The sequence below is a fragment of the Williamsia sp. 1135 genome (assembly GCF_002095395.1).
Lineage (GTDB): Bacteria > Actinomycetota > Actinomycetes > Mycobacteriales > Mycobacteriaceae > Williamsia.
Map to the genome: position 1 here is coordinate 1 of NZ_MJEI01000039.1, position 14,784 is coordinate 14,784.

A 14,784-nucleotide genomic window follows, 5' to 3' on the forward strand; every position below is an offset into this window, starting at 1 on the left:
CACCACCAACGGCAGCCCATCGCCACAGACCCACACCCAGAACTTCATTTCGAAACAACCCGATAACGCCCTCGGCGACCCCGTACGGGGATGAATGTGGTGGTCAGAGGGTCAGCAGGATTTTCCCGGTCACCTTGCCGGAGTCCAGCAGCGTGTGGGCCTTGGCGGCGTCCTCGAGCGGGAAACGTGCTCCGACAACAGGTTTCACCGTGCCCGCGGCGATCATCGGCCATGTGGTTGCCACGGTGTCTGCGACGATCGCGGCCTTGTCTTCCGAGTCGCGCCCCCGCAGCGCGGTCGCATGGATCGTGCCCCGCTTCGCAAGGAGTGCGCCGAGGTTCACCTCGGCCTTCACCCCGCCCTGCATGCCGATGACGACGAGCCGCCCGTCCTTCGCCAACGCAGAGACGTTGCTGCTCAGGTACTTTGCGCCGATGATGTCGAGGATGACGTCGGCGCCCCCGTGGGACTTGATCACCTCGAGGAAGTCGTCGTCGTGGTAGTTGATGGTGATGTCGGCACCGAGATCGCTGCATAGTTCGAGCTTGTCGGCCGAACCTGCGGTGACGGCCACGGTCGCGCCCAGTTCTTTCGCCCACTGGATCGCATGGGTACCGATGCCGCTGGCGCCGCCGTGCAACAGCACCAACTCACCCGGCTGCAGATGAGCGGTTCGCTTGAGGTTCGAGAGCACCGTGCACGCCACTTCGGGGAGCGCCGCGGCGTCCACCACGTCGACACCCTCCGGAACCGGCAGCACATGTCCCGCCGGCACCGTGACGTATTCGGCATAGCCGCCGCCGGCGAGCAAGGCGCACACCTGCTGCCCGGCAGACCAGGAGTCGACGTCGGGCCCGAGCTCGTCGATGGTTCCCGAGGCCTCCATGCCGATGATGTCGCTGGCGCCCGGCGGCGGCGGATAGTTGCCCTGCCGTTGGAGCAGGTCGGCGCGGTTCACGCCGGCGGCCGCAACCTTGATCAGAACTTCGCCCGGTCCGGGACGCGGCTTCTCCACTTCGGTGACCACCAGGTTCTCGGGTGGACCGAACTCTGTCACCGTGGTCGCTCGCATTGTGCCCATGCTCCACTGATACCCCAGTTGTGACACTCTGTGTCGAATAGTGGCTTCAACCGGCTAGGTTGCGAGGAGTAACGTCAGAGTTTGTAAAACTTGATCGCCGACTGATGTGGACTATGACAGAGGATTCTGCTGTGCCGTGGCTCGACGACGCCGAACAGATCGCGTGGCGGTCTTTCATGAACGGCACCCAGCGCCTGTTCGACGCCATCAATGACTCGCTCGTCGAAACGTCCGGCCTCACGTTCGCCGACTACCGGATCCTGGTGCTGCTGTCCGAGAACGATCAGATGCGTATGAGTGCCCTCGCCGACGGTGCGTTGAGTACAAAGAGCACCATCTCGCGTCGGATCGCCCGGCTCGCCGAGGCCGGGTTCGTCGAACGCCTGGCCAAGGACCACGACAAAGACGCCCGGAACAGGGTCTGTCGCATCACCCCCGCCGGCCGCGACAAGCTGCACGAAGCGGCAAAAGGGCATGTGGTCGCAGTACGGACCTACCTGCTCGATCACCTCGACGACCACGAGCGCCAGGCCATGGGCACCACCTTCTCGAAGGTCGACAAGTGGCTGCGTGACAACCCGCAGACCCGCGTCAAGTAGTCTGCCTTTCGAAGGAAGCGTGGCAGAGCGGCCGAATGCACTCGCCTTGAAAGCGAGCGTGGGTGAAACCACCGGGGGTTCAAATCCCTCCGCTTCCGCTGAATCGCCCCGCCTGTTTACGCAGGTGGGGCGTTCTTTTTGCCCTGAGCGTCAGCGGCCTTGGTGCTCTCTGCCCACAATCTGCCCACACCCGTCACTGAAGCGGCCTGATGCAGGGCGATCCCAACGGCATCAAGATCGTCGTCAAACAGGTCCGCGTAGGTGTCCAGAGTCATCGCCGCGGAGGCGTGCCCGAGCATCCTCTGCAACGCCAGAACATTGACGTTGGCAGAGACAGCCAGACTCGCCGCGGTATGCCGCAGATCATGGATGGTGACCCGAGGTACCCCGGCGCGTGTGACCGCTCCCTCGAACCATCCCGACCACGAGACCGGCAGCCGCTGGTATCCGCCGTCACGACCGGGAAACACGAGATCGTCGAGGGCCTTCCCTTCGCACTGGCCGGCGAGCTCGAACGTCAAGAACTCCGGTACTGGGACCACGCGTGACTCGCTTGACTTCGGTGTGCCCACATTGATCCTCTGATCGATCTGGACCGCGTTCTGCACAACAGTGAGTCGACGGCGCAGGAGGTCGAGATCTTTGACCCGCAACGCGATCGCCTCACCCCATCGAAGTCCGCAGTAGGCGAGGAGCAGCACCAGCACGCGATGGTCTTTTGCCTCGTCTGCCAGTAGCGCAACCTGGTCGTGGGTGAGGTAGGTCCGTGGCTTCGGACGTTTGCGCGGTAGATTCTCGACGCCTCGCGCTGGGTTGCGGGGGAGGCGTCGTGCTTTGACCGCGGAGTCGAGGATCGCCGCCAGGATTCCGTAGGCGCGGATCACTACGGAAGCGCCGGAACCCTTCTTGCTGACCTTGCCATCGGCGTCGATGATCGTCCGGCCCATGTCTGCGATCCATCGCTCGACCGCATCGAGATCGATGTCGACGACCTTTGTCTTGCCCCACTTCGGTTGTACGTGTTTGTGCCACGCGACTTCGGTCGTTCGATATGTCGACGGCTTCTGGTCAGATTCCTTGCGGGCCAGCCAGTCTACGGCGAGTTCTGCAACTGTGATCTGACCGAGCTGTGGCGCGACATATTCGCCACGCAGCTTCTCGACTTCCACTGTGGCTGCAAATGCGTCGGCATCGCGCTTGGTGCGAAACCCTCGCTTGTCCGTCTGGCGGCGATCGGGTGTCCGATAGCGCACTCGGTACCGTTTGCCGGTCTTGGTCTGGTAGATCTCAATCGTCGCCATCGAGTACTGCCTTCAGTTCAGATTTGAGCGCTCGGCTCACTCGTCCGCGCTGCTGAGCGTTCGCGTCTAAGCCAGCGCGCCTGTCTCGCTCCACTGAAAAGCTCTCGCCCCAGAGCAATGCTGATTCAGCAGTCAGTCGTGTGACGCTTATGCCGAGCGATTTTGCCACGCGGTATTCAGCCTCACTGGTCTGAGACTCGACCTTCTGCATTAACTCGACGGGTAGGTCCCCAAGCCTCTTGGGTAATCGTGCCAACTCTTCGGCGCCGTCGAGTAGGCCGCGTCTTGCACGTTGTGATCGTTCGTCGGCATCGATGAAATCGCGCAGCTTCAGTTCGACCGCCGTGCCGCTGAGCGCGTCAGCGATTCGTTCCGCTCTGATTGCCGTATCGCCGACCTCGACAAAATCATTCGAGCGGACCAGGTCGGCGACCAGGACTTGATCCCGTGTCAGCTCGCTCAGGGCTTGGGAGACAATGAAAAGCGTTGTCACAGTAGGGGATGCCCGCCCATTTTCAAGACCCGCAATCCGACCGGTATCCCACTTCAAACCGAACATCTGACGAATCGTCCGGGCCAGCGAATCTGCTGTGAACTCGCCCCGGATTCGGCGCACGTTTTGGCCGACAACGACCGCGAGGGCATGTGGTCCGCTCATGCCGATTGACAATACGCGAAAATCTACGGCTTGACACAGACCACGGGTGAACTGTATTGATTGAGTCAGACCGTAGAAACCTACGGCTTGAGAGAGGATTGAACTATGGCCGATGAGCTGGCAACCCCGGATGAGGTCGCGAAGCATCTGCACAGGACTCCAGCGAGCCTCGCGCAGGATCGATACAAGGGGATCGGCGTCCCTTACGTGAAGGTTGGTCGTCGAGTTCTATACCGCTGGAACGATATTCAGGATTACCTCGAGGCCAACACGATTACGCCGGGTGCTGCCTGATGGACCGCTATCGCGGTATCCAGTTCGCCGAAGACCTTGGCGGCATCGAGATGTTCCCCGACAGGACACCCGATCTGAGAAAAGACAAAACCCCCGACACCGCGAATCTTGGCGGATCTGGTGTCGAGGGCTTCAACCCCTTCGAAAAGGAGCAGTGATGACAATCGTACAACCGTTCACAGGCAAGGCCACACAGCAGTGGTTCGCCGATCTACTCCGCGTGATTCGTGACGTTCGGGCCGAGGGCCTGGCCGCCGAAGAATACGACTGCGCTGCAATCGCGGAGCACCTGCGCGGGCTCGCCGGTGACCGGCACCTCGACACCGTGGCCGACGACCAGTGGACAGACGCGCTCGCCTGGCACCGTCGCGCACCCTTCCCGGTGGGGGCATCCCGATGAGCGAGTATCAGTGCCCTGAGTTCGACTGGTGCGAGAACGGCGACCACGAGTACCCGTGCCGTGGCGAGCACTTTGCGCAACTGTCTTTTCAGGCCACGATGAGCGCGTTCAAGAAACACCGGCTAATCCCTGGCACCGGCGTGATTGTCGGAACGTCATTCACCCCTACCGATGATGTCGTGCCCCTCATCTCAATCACCGTAGGCGACAGCACGCAGGCGGATATGTCGCTCGTCGAGGCAGAGATTGCGCTCGAGGGATTGAAGCGAGCCATCTCGATCGCCCGCCCATTCTGGGCCGCTCGCCAGGACGTTACTGCCGTTTACGCCGAACCTGTTTGAGCCCAGCTACTTCTCGGTGCGCTGCACCGCTCCGAGACGCAAGAGCCCCGCGGCCTGACCGGGCCGCGGGGCACCTACCAAAAGAAAGAACGCCATGTTCAGTTCAGATGATACTCGGCCGGCCGCCCCGCCGGTGGTGCAGCAAATCCCGGCCGTCAGTTGGAGTGCGACGCATCAGTTCGTCGCAGCACTTCAGTTGGCACCGTCACTGCCCATTGCCGGTAGCGAACAGTGGTGCGCCGCTGACGATGCCGTGAAGTTCCTGGCGCTGGTGCTCGCCGGTGACCGGTGGGCTCTGGAACAGGAGATGTTGCAGATCCAGCAACGCCGCTATCTTGCGAAGCTGTCCGCGATTGAGATCGCTCAGGCGAAAGACTGGACCGCCGTCGCGCGCCAACTTCGCGACCGTGACGCGTTCCTGCGCGACCACGCCGACTGGGCTGTACGGAAGGTGGCCTCATGAACAACGACGAGCAGCACGTCCGCAAGGTGGAACTGCAGTCTGCAGTTTCGGTAGAAGACGATGTTCCCTCCTGGGCGTGGGAGCGCGACGGCAAAGGTCGGATCGCGTTGGCGACGCTCGCGATCTTCGCTGGCCGTCCCGGTGCCGGCAAGTCCACTGGTGCCCGTTGGATAGTCGCTGACGCCAGCAACGGGACACTTCCGGGGTGCTGGGAGGGCACCCCGGTCAATACCGCCTACCTCGGTGCCGAGGAATCAGCGAAGTACATCGTGAAGCCCGGATGTCGTGGTGCTGGCGCTGACCTGAGTCGGGTGTTCTTTCCCAAGGTCACCTTTGGTGGGGAGGAGGTGAAGTTCCTGTCGGGCCGCGACATGGAAGACCTGACCGACGCGCTGCTCGCCAAACAGGTGAAGGTGGTGGTGGTCGATCCGCTGATGTCGACGATTGGTTCGAAGACCGACGTGAACCGGAATAACGAGGTTCGCTCGTTGATCGAGCCCTGGGCAAAGCTGGCCGAGACCATCGACGGCATCGTGATTGGTATCGCGCATCTGAATAAGTCGGGCAACGGCGATGTGGTGGCCGGGATCAACGGGTCCAGCGCGTTCGGTGAAGTCGCGCGATCAGTCTTCGGGTTCGCCAAAGATCCCGATTCTGACGGTGACCGGATTATGTCGCAGGAGAAAAACTCACTCGGCGACGAAGACCTGGCGCTGACCTATCGAATTGAATCGGCACTGATCACGACCGATTCCGGGCGCAGTGCCGAGGTCGGAAAGTTCGTCATCACGGGTGCGGCCGATCGTTCAGTGGGAGACGTTCTCCGTGATGCCGGCGGCGCACCATCGTCTGGCAATTCCGAGGTTCGAGACTGGCTGTTCGACTACCTCACTGAGAACAGTCGTGCGCGGTCGAAGGACACCAAGAGCGATGGAGCAAAGGAAGGATTCAGCCGCGCCAGCATCGAGCGGGCCGCATCCAAGCTCAAGGTGGTCTCTGAATCGGAGGGCTTTCCTCGCATCACTTACTGGTCATTGCCGCTGCCGAAGGAAACGATCGTGCTCGCCCCGGAGGACTACACCGTGCATCCGGTGCAGTCACCTCAACCCGCCGACAAGGCCCCCACACATGAGGTGACTGAGGTGACTGAGGTGACTGGGCTTGACCTGCATGAATGCGGTGAGGTGACTGGGGCGAAATCGCAGTCACCTCACCCTCAGGTCTCTGAGGGGACTGGTGATGTGACTGCGTCGCGGCTCTTTTCCGAGCTCTGTCGATACTGCGGACACCGGATGTCGATGGACTCAGACCGCAATCAGGGTGCCCACGAGTCGTGCCAGATGACCGCCGATGCCAAAGCCGCTGACCGCCCGAGGTGTCCAGTGCACAACGAGTCGATCGGCCGTACCGGCAAATGCGTCGGATGCATCGCCGACGTCGCACAGACAAGGGCGGCGTCATGAAGGAACGCGAACCGGATCTGATCACGCTTCTGGGCAAGATCTTGGCCGACACCCCACGACTCGAGAACGCCGTCTGTCTCGGCCGCTCTGATCTTTTCGACCCGGCACGGGACTACGAACCCATGCCGGCGGTGTCGCATCGTCACCAGCTCGCAGCGGCTCTCTGTGCCGGGTGCCCTGCGCTGGTCCAGTGCGGAACGTGGGCCGCCACCGAACGGCCAAGCGCCAGCGTGATCGCCGGCCGAGTCCCGACATCGCAGCGCCGCCGCCGGCCGTCGGTCCACAAGGAGGCATCGTGACCGAGGACCGTCGAGAGAAAGACGTCTGGTGGTGGTCCCAGACTGCGGAGTTGCGCGACGACCTCGACAACTTCGCGCGCGAATCAGTGCTGGAGGGTCTCGCCGGATACCCGTACTGGGACATCGAACTGTGTGCCGAGTTGGTCGCTTGGTCCAGGCTTGAGAGCGAAATCGCTGGCGCTCACAGCGAGTGGCTCGAACGACTCAAGCACCGTGCCGAATCGCGCGGCCGGGAGTGGACGCGCGCCGAGTTCCTGCGGATGTGCCGCATTGCGGAGGCCGGCGAGTGAAGCGCAGTTCCGCCTCCGTACTCCCTGGCGTCACCCGAGCCGACGGCACCCGCCCCATTCGGCTACGCCTGGGACCGGACGTGTTCTCGATGACCGAAGACGAGGCAATTCGACTCGCCAACAAACTGATTGACGCCGTAGAAAAGGACGCCCCATGAACCGCCGCACAGATTCAATCGAGACAAAGCTCAAGGAGCTGATCGGTTCGAACCCGGCGAGAACGGGCGACCGCTGGCCGACCCACCGGGCCAAGGCTCGCGACTCACGACCCAACAAAAGCGCAGCGGCAAAGGATGTTTCACAATGACCGACCGGTATGACAACGACGACCTATTCAGTGCCACCCCTGACCCGGACGCGGCCGTCCATGCGCTGCGGTTGCGGTCGGGTACCGCGGTCCTGCTGCTGCACTACCTCAACGCCGACGACGACGGGATCGACGTGGCAATCGGCATGCTGCGCGAGGCCGGCGCCACCTGGGCCACCATCACCCGCACCTTGCTCGACCTGACGACAACGTACGCGCCGGAACTCTACGAGCGCGGCGAACGGATCGAACGGGAGATCGTGAGTCTGGCAGACTCTCTGGGGGACCACGATGGATGGACTTGATATCCGCGTGCACCGGCCCGGCGAGGTCACCCTCGGGCCTGCAGAGGTTCGGTACCTTGCAGCTGCGTTGGCCGAGGTCGAGCGATCTATGCGCGCTCGAGGAATGCAACTCATCGCTCCGGTGCAATCGCTGAAGCTGACGCTCGAATCCGCTGGCCGGTACGCGGACAATCCCGCCAACGGTACGGCGGATCACGAAACCGATACTGGCGCATCACTGTTGAGGAATGACCTACTCACGAGCCAGGACGCGGCACGCATTCTCAAGTGCGGTCGCGACAACCTCCGGGCGCTCGCACGCCGCGGGACGATCATCGCTCACAAGAACGGCGGTCGCTGGTTCTACGACGCCGAATCAGTCCACCAGCGGGCAGCACAACGCCGATAGCGTTCGGGCCGGTCATGGTTGCTGACCTGACAACGGTTCCCGGTGTGGAGCTGATGAAGGTAGGCACCTGGCCGGCCTCAACCGGCCCGGTCACGTTCACCAAGAAGGACATCTCTGCCGCGGTCGGTGCTGCCACCGCCCCCGGCTTCCGGCGCCCGATCATCAAGCTCGGTCACGTCGACCCACGGTTCGACGGCGAGCCTGCCCTCGGCTACGTCGACAACATCCGCGCGTCCGCCGACGGCTCCACCCTGCTCGGCGACTACCGCGGCGTACCGAGCTGGCTCGCCGGGATCCTCGGATCCGCCTACCCCGACCGCTCGATCGAGGGCCAGTTCTCAGCCAAGGATGCCACCGGCGCACAGCATAAATTCGCGCTCACCGCAGTGGCACTGCTCGGGGTCACCCCGCCGGCAGTGTCCGGACTCAAAACCATCGAAGACGTCGCCCGCCTCTACGACGTCGCCGCCTCCACACAGAAGGGAGTGACCATCACGATGTCTAACCATGTGGCGGCCTCTGACAAGTCGGTCACCAACGAGCACATCATCACATCGTTCTACGACGGGCCCGGCGCTGACGACTGGCTGTGGATTGAAATGCTCCGCATCCAGCCGCCCGAAGTCATCGCGTTCAACGACAAAGAAGGCCAGCGGTATCGGATCGGTTACACGATCAACGGAACTCAAATCGCTTGGGCTGAGCCAGAACTCGTTCGAACTGAATTCGTCGCAGCATCCAGCTTCGACCGCGCTGCACACAACGCACATACCGAAGCACTCGTCCGCATCATCCAGCAAGGAGACAACGAATCATGAACTCGCCCATCGCCTACCCGCTCGGCGCACCCAAGCTCACCGGCTCCACACTCACCGTCGACGCCGCACTGAACCAGCCGCAGCTCATCACCCAGCGCATTGCCGATCTGACCAAGCAGAAGTTCATCGTCGACAAGGTGTTCGCCTCGAGCGGCTTCTCCGTCGCCGGTGGCGCTGTGCTGTACGAGGTCGCCGCACCCGGCAACGAATACCTGTCTCGCGACATCGAGGCAGTCGCACCGGGCAACGAGTACCCCATCGTGTCGAGTGGTCGGCCGGAGACTGCGATCGCCAACGCCGAGGATTACGGTGGCAAGTTCTTCGTCAGTGATGCTGCCAAGATCCGCAACGACAAGCGCGTCATGGACCGCGACGTCACCGCTCTGGCCAACACGATCGTGCGCAAGGTCAACACTCGCACCGTGGCCACCATCGAGGCGGCGCTGACCAAGTACCACGAGACCGGCGAGAACAACCTCATCGTCACCGGGCATAGCTGGACAGATGCAATTACAGTCGGGCCAGCTGCCGAGCTCACTCCGTCGGGGTCACTGCCGGCCGCTGACTTCGCTACCGCGCAGTGGCTCGCCGACATCGACGAGATGGGATTGACCTTCGATTTGTGGATCGTTCATCCCAATGAACTCAAGGCATTGAAGATTGCCTACGGGTCCGAACTCGAGAAGGTACTGGCGTCGAATGGCATCGAGTTGTTCTCCACCAATCGCATGGCTCCGGGTACCGCGTACGCCGTCGACACCGGTGAGGTCGGCTTCATCTCCTACGAGCAGGGACTGACGACCGAGACCTGGCGCGAGCAGAAGACCAAGAGGACTTGGGTGCAGTCGTGGGCGATTCCCTTAATGGGAGTTAGCAACCCGCAAGCGATCCGCAAGTTCACCGGTTTGGCTGCCTGAGCAACCGACCACCACTGAGGAGACACCACCATGGAACTGACACCCGAACAATTGGCAGAGATCCTGGCCGCCCTCGGCCTCGAGCTGCCGGCCACCGACCCCATCGACCCGGCCGAGATCGTGGCACTGATCGTGGCCAAGGCAGGCGAGCTCACCGCAGCAGTCGACACCGGCGAGTCCGGCGACTCGGTGGCCGCGGCGCAGATGCCAGGCATGGTCGCCTTGCACCTGTCGACAGTGCAAGAGCTACGCGCCGACGCCGAGCGCGGTCGCACGCTCGTCGCAGCAGCAGTGCAACGTGATCAAAAGGTGCTTATTGAAAGTGCTGTTCGTCGTGGTGCGATCCACCAGCGGGAAGCCGCCTCGTGGGTAGCCATGGCCGGCCGGGACTTCGACGGCACCCGCCGAGTCCTCGCAACCATCCCCGACTCTGCAGCAGTCCCGATGACCGAGATCGGCACCGGCCAGGCGAGTGGAGACACCAGCGACAAGCCCGGCACCTGGTTCTGACACCTTTGTGGGATCCCACGGCACACCGGCTCCTGCCGAGGGACCGCACGAGAGCGCGAGACCCCATCCCTGCGCGGGTGGGGTCTTCGTGTGCCACCCGGTCGTAATCATTCGACCCCCCAACACCTGACCCTTACGGTTTCCAGTCAGGTCTTTTTTACGCCCGGCTCAAACTCACGTGCGAAAAGAGGGTTTGAGATGCAACTATGGCCGTCGCAAGTGGGTGCGGCGGCCCGATATCTTGACGGCACCGGGACTGGCGTGCATTATTGCGGGTGTCGGGAGGACTGCCAACGCGGTGCCGATCGCGGGAGGGACTGCCAACGCGGTGCCCAACCCCTCGACTCGACCTTCTGAGACGGAGTCCGGTAATGCACCGGGCTCCGTTTCTCTGTCAACAGGAGTCGTGGTTGTACCTGCTGTTTGCTGACGAGTCTGGCACCCATGGAGGTAGCCATGCTTTTGTGCTTGGCGGTATCGCGATACACGAGGACGACACCGCCAAGCTTCAGACCGCGCTCGACCAGCTGGTTATTGAGCATCTCGGAAAAGTGCCCATCAATCTGGAAGAGTACGAGCTGCACGCATCCGAACTGCGAAATGCCAAGAAGCCGAAGATGGCCGGCCGGACAAACCAGCCGTCGAGCGTCTGGGCTTTCGAGGATCGGAAGATGCGACTTAGCCTTCTGGACGCCGCGTATCAAGCCGTCGTTGACTTCGTTCCTAACAACGTGGAGTGCCCCCCGGTGTACTTCGGTGTGGTGGTCGACAATGACTTCCACTCTGACTGGACCGCGCAAGAGCGTGAGCAGTTCGCCTATGAGGTCCTACTTAACAAGTTCGACGTCATGCTCAAGCGACTCAGAGTAGACAAGGGGCTGCCCAACAAGGGCCTTGTCATTCATGACCGTCGCGTGCTTGCGGAACGCGACATACAATCCTGGACGGCCGGGTGGCGGTTAGCTGCCGGGCGCGTTGGCCAGGTCCGCAACTTGGCTGATGTGCCACTATTCGCCGACTCCCGGGCATCTCGGCTCCTGCAGGTTGCCGATCTTGTCGCGTATTCGCTCTATCGACGCTACGATCCCCAGCGACTGGAAACCAAGCACTTCGCCGCCCTGTGGAGCAGCTTTGCGGAGGGTAGTCGTGAGCTGCACGGATGTGTTCACTACACCCCGAACTACGGGAGCGGCTCCTGCCTGTGCGAGCCGTGCTCGGCGCGCATGGAGATCGAGCAATCCTCGGACTCAGTCAAGCGAAAGAGGAGAAAGACGCCGCGTTAGTCGTCCGTGTCTTCTGCGCTCGTGCCCACAATCTGCCCACACTTGCCCACGAAACCCAATGAACCCCGGTGAACTGCAGTGAGGTGTTTGTGCAGGTGCGGTCAGTTTTCGAGCTCTGACCAGAGGCTCGAATAGGGTTCAAATCCCTCCGCTTCCGCTAGTTCCGCTAGTGGACCCAGGTTGGGCGCACCACCTGGCCTGGATTGCCTGAAGGCCTACAGGACGATCTTTCGTTGAATAAGCGCCGGGTCTCCGCCTTAGCGACATCGTCGTGAAAACCGCGAGTCTCGCTGGCGTTACGCCGCACTTTGGCCAAAGATGGAAAAGCCTCGGATGATTTAAACAGTGGACATGGGAGAACATCGTGACCGATGGTAAGGGAACGTTGCCGGACATCCACGTCAGGGCTTGGCGTGATCGCTCGAACACTCTCGGACTTCTCCCGGGAAAGGGCAGTGAGCAGACTGCGGCACTGCGATTTGTGCTAAGTCAACTCCCGTGGCTTCTGGTGGCACCGTCGAAGTCGTCTCCGCTCAGGGCCAGTCGCGGACGGTTGCTAGCGAAGTGATCTTCGCCCGACAGATGACCCGAGGCTCCTTTGTCTCCAGAGATGGCGACAACAATTGGGCGGTGACTGCACAAGCGCAAGGGTGGCTCGACAGTGGGGATGACGTCTACCTCGCACGGCACATACAGGCGAACGTCAAGTTCTTCGCAGAGTTGCTGGCGGGCATCACAGAGGAGACGCGAGTTGCTGACTTGTTGGATCTTGCCAAGTCCTATGGACTGGCGTGGACGAGTTCGGATCAAGTAAATAGGAGGCTCTCGTGGTTGCAAAGTTTAGGTCTTCTGGAGCGCTGGGGCTTTAGCCGGCTAGTGGTAACAGCGCTAGGCCATGAATTTCTAGCGCAAGCTGAACTCGCATCCCCCGACGAAGCCATGGGCGAGGCCGCGAATCAAGGTGAGATGGGGGAAGTCCTCGAAATTCCTGAAGTGGATCCAATTGTTGAGAGCGTACTGAATGACTTGACGCCAACAGATCTCGCCCAGCGACGGACAATTATCGGGTATATTCCACGCGGCCGAAAGGCGGCTGGCGCCCCTACGTTGCCAGAACGGCAAGGCGGAATTGTAGAATCTGCGCGGATATTTCTGGAATTTCTTGAAGATGGCGCTTCCGTCGATGAGATTTTCGACCGGGCGACAGAGGCTCTAAGTCAGAAAAAGAGTTCCTTCACCCAAAGCATGCATACGTTTCGAAACATGGGCTTGATTGATCTCGTCTCATTTAATCGGTATGCACCGACGGAGGTCTCAACCGTAGTTCTGCATCCCGGCAACGAAATCGATCTAGTACGATACCTCCATTCGAAGTATCGATTCATCGGCGAACTAATTAGCCTACTTCAAGAGACAGTGTCGGTAACAGAGATGGTTAAGGTGGCAGCAAGTGATTTCGGCTGTAGCCAGATCGATAATAGTGAAATACGAACCCGACTCAGTTTCCTTGTAGATGCAGGGTTGGTTGAGCGTATTGATTGGAGTCGGTATCGGGCGACTAGATTGGGGCTGGCTATTGCCAGCACCTTACCCGCCGAGGCAGTAGTACCGGTGGGCGTAGTTAATGAGGAGTTAGGCGAACACCTAATACTACAGCCGTAGATAGGGTTCATTGTTGTTGTGACCTGCGTTGATAGTGGTGTTGTCGGGCTCGGTATTGGTGTTTTCGTCGCCAGAGTGACCAGCGGAGGGGGTCAGCGATGGCATGCAGTGGTGTGAGGACGAGGATCGTGAAGAGTTTGCGGAACTCGTTGACCGACAACCGGATCAGTCCAGGTTCTGAGGGTTGGGCCAGGCGTTCAGTGGCGGTATGCACGGCCAGGAAGGCGTGCGCAGCCATGACCAAGGTAATCCAGCGGTGCCAGGACGTCCACGTCCGCACTTGATGCTGATCCAGACCGGTCAGGCCTTTGCCGCTCTGGAACGATTCCTCGACCGTCCACCGCCGCCCGGCGACTCGGACGTACTGGTTCAGCGGCACCGGTGCCGGGCTGTAGCAGCGATAGAAGGCGAGCTCGCCGGAGCTATCGTTGCGCCGCACCAACACGTGACAGAGGCCAACATCGGGACGCTCGGTGGTCGCGATCAAGGCCCAGGAGTACCAGCGGTGTCCTTTGCTACCGGCGCCGGCAGACATCTTGTGCCAGGACCGCGGCGGTAGATTCTCAGCAAGGGCATCGACCCGGATCTTCCCGGCGGCTGTGGGGACCTGCCGATTGCATCCGACGGCCAGGACGTAGCCGATCTGTCTGTTGTGCAACGCTTTTCGTAGGTTCGGGTCTGCGCCGTACACTTCATCGCCAGCGACCCACGAGGCCGGAACGTCGGCGTCGAGGGCCGCCTCGACCAGCGTGGTTGCCAGGGCTGGTTTGGTAGCGAACTCGACCGTGTCAGGGACCCCGGCCTTGGTCCTTCGCTGCGGGTCGGTGGCCCAGGTGTGCTGCGGCAGGTACAGCGCTCGGTCGATCAGGGTGTGTCCGCGAGCGGCGGCGTAGGTCAGGTAGACCGCGACCTGACAGTTCTCCGTGCGTCCGGCGGTTCCGGTGTACTGGCGTTGTACCCCAACGGTGTTGGTGCCCTTCTTCAAGTCGCCGGTCTCATCAACGACAAGCACCGCATCAGGGTCGGCCAGGTGGTCGATGACATAGCTGCGAACGTCATCGCGGACCAGATCAGCGTCCCATTTAGCGCGGGACAGCAAGTGCTGCAGTCGGTCAGGGGTGCCATGGCCCGATAGTTCGGCGATAGTCCAGCAGTTCTTGGAACCTATATCGGCCAGCAAACCCAGCACCAGCGCACCGGCGTTGCGTCGTGCTTCGACCCGCGCGAACCGCGACGAGAACGACTCCAACAACCCATCCAGGCCCGCATGCCACCGCTCATGGTCTACCCTCAGTGCTGCGGTTGCCGCAGCTGATCTGGATGTCTTCACAAACTCGAGATCATGCCGCGGCAACCGCGCCTACCAGCGCAAACACGCCGAAACTACCTATCTACGGCTGTAGTA

20 protein-coding genes and 1 tRNA gene are annotated in these 14,784 nt (G+C 61.5%); 17 read left to right on the top strand and 4 right to left on the bottom strand.

Going from position 1 to position 14,784, the window contains the following annotated elements:
* Positions 1–103: 103 nt before the first annotated feature.
* Positions 104–1,072: an NAD(P)H-quinone oxidoreductase gene (locus BFL43_RS00855; protein WP_084889897.1), complete on the bottom strand. Its 969-nt coding sequence runs from the start codon at positions 1,070–1,072 to the stop codon at positions 104–106.
* 122 nt (positions 1,073–1,194) lie between these two features.
* Here BFL43_RS00855 and BFL43_RS00860 point away from each other — a divergent pair, with 122 nt between their 5' ends.
* Both BFL43_RS00860 and BFL43_RS00865 read left to right on the top strand, forming a co-directional pair.
* On the top strand, positions 1,195–1,680 hold the full coding sequence (locus BFL43_RS00860; RefSeq protein ID WP_168176499.1) for a MarR family transcriptional regulator: 486 nt from the start codon (positions 1,195–1,197) through the stop codon (positions 1,678–1,680).
* Positions 1,681–1,693: 13 nt separating this feature from the next.
* Positions 1,694–1,778 (top strand) — tRNA-Ser (locus BFL43_RS00865).
* A gap of 18 nt (positions 1,779–1,796) precedes the next feature.
* On the opposite strand, the gene BFL43_RS00870 is transcribed toward BFL43_RS00865, so the two are convergent.
* Both BFL43_RS00870 and BFL43_RS00875 read right to left on the bottom strand, forming a co-directional pair.
* Complete coding sequence (locus BFL43_RS00870; RefSeq protein ID WP_084889865.1) at positions 1,797–2,981, bottom strand: tyrosine-type recombinase/integrase; 1,185 nt, start codon at positions 2,979–2,981, stop codon at positions 1,797–1,799.
* Complete coding sequence (locus tag BFL43_RS00875) at positions 2,968–3,639, bottom strand: hypothetical protein (protein ID WP_084889867.1); 672 nt, start codon at positions 3,637–3,639, stop codon at positions 2,968–2,970. The genes BFL43_RS00870 and BFL43_RS00875 overlap by 14 nt, the downstream gene beginning before the upstream one ends.
* Positions 3,640–3,744: 105 nt before the next feature.
* Here BFL43_RS00875 and BFL43_RS00880 point away from each other — a divergent pair, with 105 nt between their 5' ends.
* From BFL43_RS00880 to BFL43_RS00945, 15 genes are all read left to right on the top strand, one after another.
* Positions 3,745–3,933 (top strand): DNA-binding protein, encoded by a 189-nt coding sequence (locus BFL43_RS00880; RefSeq protein WP_084889869.1) that lies wholly within the window; start codon positions 3,745–3,747, stop codon positions 3,931–3,933.
* Positions 3,933–4,091, top strand: coding sequence for a hypothetical protein (locus tag BFL43_RS28770; RefSeq protein WP_168176500.1), 159 nt, complete (start codon positions 3,933–3,935; stop codon positions 4,089–4,091). Before BFL43_RS00880 ends, BFL43_RS28770 begins: the two co-directional genes overlap by 1 nt.
* Entirely contained in the window at positions 4,091–4,333 is a 243-nt protein-coding gene (locus BFL43_RS00885; RefSeq protein WP_084889871.1) for a hypothetical protein, read from the top strand. Before BFL43_RS28770 ends, BFL43_RS00885 begins: the two co-directional genes overlap by 1 nt.
* Positions 4,330–4,674, top strand: a complete 345-nt coding sequence (locus BFL43_RS00890) for a hypothetical protein (RefSeq protein ID WP_084889873.1) — start codon at positions 4,330–4,332, stop codon at positions 4,672–4,674. The genes BFL43_RS00885 and BFL43_RS00890 overlap by 4 nt, the downstream gene beginning before the upstream one ends.
* Positions 4,675–4,768: 94 nt before the next feature.
* Positions 4,769–5,137 carry a DUF2742 domain-containing protein gene (locus BFL43_RS00895; protein WP_084889875.1) on the top strand — a complete coding sequence of 123 codons (369 nt, stop codon included), beginning with the start codon at positions 4,769–4,771 and terminating at the stop codon, positions 5,135–5,137.
* Positions 5,134–6,600, top strand: a complete 1,467-nt coding sequence (locus BFL43_RS00900) for an AAA family ATPase (RefSeq protein WP_084889877.1) — start codon at positions 5,134–5,136, stop codon at positions 6,598–6,600. Before BFL43_RS00895 ends, BFL43_RS00900 begins: the two co-directional genes overlap by 4 nt.
* Positions 6,597–6,899: a hypothetical protein gene (locus tag BFL43_RS00905; RefSeq protein WP_084889879.1), complete on the top strand. Its 303-nt coding sequence runs from the start codon at positions 6,597–6,599 to the stop codon at positions 6,897–6,899. Before BFL43_RS00900 ends, BFL43_RS00905 begins: the two co-directional genes overlap by 4 nt.
* Positions 6,896–7,189, top strand: a complete 294-nt coding sequence (locus BFL43_RS00910; protein ID WP_084889881.1) for a hypothetical protein — start codon at positions 6,896–6,898, stop codon at positions 7,187–7,189. The genes BFL43_RS00905 and BFL43_RS00910 overlap by 4 nt, the downstream gene beginning before the upstream one ends.
* A gap of 303 nt (positions 7,190–7,492) precedes the next feature.
* Positions 7,493–7,801: a hypothetical protein gene (locus tag BFL43_RS00915; protein ID WP_084889883.1), complete on the top strand. Its 309-nt coding sequence runs from the start codon at positions 7,493–7,495 to the stop codon at positions 7,799–7,801.
* Positions 7,788–8,189 (top strand): helix-turn-helix domain-containing protein, encoded by a 402-nt coding sequence (locus BFL43_RS00920; RefSeq protein WP_084889885.1) that lies wholly within the window; start codon positions 7,788–7,790, stop codon positions 8,187–8,189. The genes BFL43_RS00915 and BFL43_RS00920 overlap by 14 nt, the downstream gene beginning before the upstream one ends.
* Positions 8,190–8,242: 53 nt before the next feature.
* Positions 8,243–9,007: a hypothetical protein gene (locus tag BFL43_RS00925; protein WP_143694997.1), complete on the top strand. Its 765-nt coding sequence runs from the start codon at positions 8,243–8,245 to the stop codon at positions 9,005–9,007.
* Positions 9,004–9,924 carry a major capsid protein gene (locus tag BFL43_RS00930; RefSeq protein WP_084889889.1) on the top strand — a complete coding sequence of 307 codons (921 nt, stop codon included), beginning with the start codon at positions 9,004–9,006 and terminating at the stop codon, positions 9,922–9,924. The genes BFL43_RS00925 and BFL43_RS00930 overlap by 4 nt, the downstream gene beginning before the upstream one ends.
* Before the next feature lie 30 nt (positions 9,925–9,954).
* The gene (locus tag BFL43_RS00935) at positions 9,955–10,434 is read left to right on the top strand and encodes a hypothetical protein (RefSeq protein WP_084889890.1); all 480 of its coding nucleotides are present in this window, start codon (positions 9,955–9,957) and stop codon (positions 10,432–10,434) included.
* Positions 10,435–10,844: 410 nt separating this feature from the next.
* Positions 10,845–11,717 (top strand): DUF3800 domain-containing protein, encoded by an 873-nt coding sequence (locus BFL43_RS00940; protein ID WP_168176501.1) that lies wholly within the window; start codon positions 10,845–10,847, stop codon positions 11,715–11,717.
* Positions 11,718–12,215: 498 nt separating this feature from the next.
* Positions 12,216–13,379: a hypothetical protein gene (locus BFL43_RS00945; protein ID WP_084889895.1), complete on the top strand. Its 1,164-nt coding sequence runs from the start codon at positions 12,216–12,218 to the stop codon at positions 13,377–13,379.
* 7 nt (positions 13,380–13,386) lie between these two features.
* On the opposite strand, the gene BFL43_RS00950 is transcribed toward BFL43_RS00945, so the two are convergent.
* The gene (locus BFL43_RS00950) at positions 13,387–14,628 is read right to left on the bottom strand and encodes an IS701 family transposase (RefSeq protein ID WP_084889687.1); all 1,242 of its coding nucleotides are present in this window, start codon (positions 14,626–14,628) and stop codon (positions 13,387–13,389) included.
* Positions 14,629–14,784: the final 156 nt, after the last annotated feature.

Coding starts and splice junctions, on each gene's coding strand:
- BFL43_RS00855 (WP_084889897.1), bottom strand. CDS start 1,072: ATGCGAGCGACCACGGTGACAGAGTTCGGTCCACCCGAGAACCTGGTG.
- BFL43_RS00860 (WP_168176499.1), top strand. CDS start 1,195: ATGACAGAGGATTCTGCTGTGCCGTGGCTCGACGACGCCGAACAGATC.
- BFL43_RS00870 (WP_084889865.1), bottom strand. CDS start 2,981: ATGGCGACGATTGAGATCTACCAGACCAAGACCGGCAAACGGTACCGA.
- BFL43_RS00875 (WP_084889867.1), bottom strand. CDS start 3,639: ATGAGCGGACCACATGCCCTCGCGGTCGTTGTCGGCCAAAACGTGCGC.
- BFL43_RS00880 (WP_084889869.1), top strand. CDS start 3,745: ATGGCCGATGAGCTGGCAACCCCGGATGAGGTCGCGAAGCATCTGCAC.
- BFL43_RS28770 (WP_168176500.1), top strand. CDS start 3,933: ATGGACCGCTATCGCGGTATCCAGTTCGCCGAAGACCTTGGCGGCATC.
- BFL43_RS00885 (WP_084889871.1), top strand. CDS start 4,091: ATGACAATCGTACAACCGTTCACAGGCAAGGCCACACAGCAGTGGTTC.
- BFL43_RS00890 (WP_084889873.1), top strand. CDS start 4,330: ATGAGCGAGTATCAGTGCCCTGAGTTCGACTGGTGCGAGAACGGCGAC.
- BFL43_RS00895 (WP_084889875.1), top strand. CDS start 4,769: ATGTTCAGTTCAGATGATACTCGGCCGGCCGCCCCGCCGGTGGTGCAG.
- BFL43_RS00900 (WP_084889877.1), top strand. CDS start 5,134: ATGAACAACGACGAGCAGCACGTCCGCAAGGTGGAACTGCAGTCTGCA.
- BFL43_RS00905 (WP_084889879.1), top strand. CDS start 6,597: ATGAAGGAACGCGAACCGGATCTGATCACGCTTCTGGGCAAGATCTTG.
- BFL43_RS00915 (WP_084889883.1), top strand. CDS start 7,493: ATGACCGACCGGTATGACAACGACGACCTATTCAGTGCCACCCCTGAC.
- BFL43_RS00920 (WP_084889885.1), top strand. CDS start 7,788: ATGGATGGACTTGATATCCGCGTGCACCGGCCCGGCGAGGTCACCCTC.
- BFL43_RS00925 (WP_143694997.1), top strand. CDS start 8,243: ATGAAGGTAGGCACCTGGCCGGCCTCAACCGGCCCGGTCACGTTCACC.
- BFL43_RS00930 (WP_084889889.1), top strand. CDS start 9,004: ATGAACTCGCCCATCGCCTACCCGCTCGGCGCACCCAAGCTCACCGGC.
- BFL43_RS00935 (WP_084889890.1), top strand. CDS start 9,955: ATGGAACTGACACCCGAACAATTGGCAGAGATCCTGGCCGCCCTCGGC.